Consider the following 1,109-nt stretch of genomic DNA (forward strand, 5'->3'; position numbering starts at 1 on the left):
GCTCGTGCGGTTCATGCGCACCATGTCGGGCGGCGCCGGATCGGGGCCGATGTCCGAGTTCCTGGCGTACGTCCGGGGGAGGCGCGCGGCCGGATCCGGTCGACCACGGCCATCCCGATCCGGAAGAGCGCGGCCGGTACGACGACGCAGACCAGGATCCAGAAGAGCGTGACGCCCCAGGGCCGCCCCACGCCCCACGGCTGTTCGGCGAGCACCTTGCCGCCGAACTTGAGCGAGACCGTGTAGTCGCCGTGCGCGCCGGCGGTCAGCTCGACCGGCAGCGTGATCCGTTCCTTCTCGCCGGGCCCGATGGTGCCGCGCCACTGCTGTTCCTCCCACTGCGGGGCGAACACGCCGTGGGAGGTGCCGACCTGGAAGACGGGGTTCTTGACGGCGGTGGTGCCGACGTTGCCGACGGTGAAGACGAGCTTGCGGGACGGCGGCGCGCCGAACCAGGCGAGCAGGCCGCTCGACCCGTCGAGCCGGGTGTCGGTGAGCACCGAGAGCCGTCCGCCGCTGTCCTGCTTGGGCAACGGCTCGACGTCGTGTCCGGCGACCATGAACGGGGCGTCCGCCTCCGCCTTCTCCCCGGTGACCGTCGCCACGTGCACCACGCAGGGACACGGTTTGGGCGGCTCGGCGACCGGCAGCTTCTTGCTGAAGCCGCCCTTCGCGTCGGTCGTGACGGCCCGGCCGTCCGCGTTGGCACAGGAGTTGGTCCCGCCGATCACGCCCCGGGCGGTCGAGGACTGCCCGCAGATCAGCATCATCAGCAGCGCGTTCGGCCGCCACCCCGTACCGCTCACGGTGATCGAACCGCCCGTCCCCGCCTGGGACTTGGACAGCTTGACCGCCGGCTTCCCCGCCGCCGAGGCGGTCGCCCCCGTCAACGGGAACAGGACGAGCGCGAGCACCACGACCACCACCGGAATCCGCACCTTGCCGCTCACGTCACCGCTCCCGTCAACTCGACTTCCGTACGCGGCTGTCCGGCGTCCGGTGTCTCCCGCGGCCGCCTACGACGCCGTACGAACCAGTGGCCGCCGGCCGCACACACCGCGAGCCCGGCCGCCGCGCCCGCCACCGCTCCCCACGGCACGAACCGCGCC

General features: G+C 72.5%; 1 protein-coding gene. It reads right to left on the bottom strand.

Annotated elements, in window-relative coordinates; genetic code table 11:
* Positions 1-11: 11 nt before the first annotated feature.
* Positions 12-950 (bottom strand): neocarzinostatin apoprotein domain-containing protein, encoded by a 939-nt coding sequence (locus tag O3Q52_RS53395; protein ID WP_269655588.1) that lies wholly within the window; start codon positions 948-950, stop codon positions 12-14.
* Positions 951-1,109 lie beyond the last annotated feature (159 nt).

It is taken from the genome of Streptomyces sp. ActVer, from assembly GCF_027270795.1.
In the GTDB taxonomy this organism is placed as follows: Bacteria; Actinomycetota; Actinomycetes; order Streptomycetales; family Streptomycetaceae; genus Streptomyces; species Streptomyces umbrinus_A.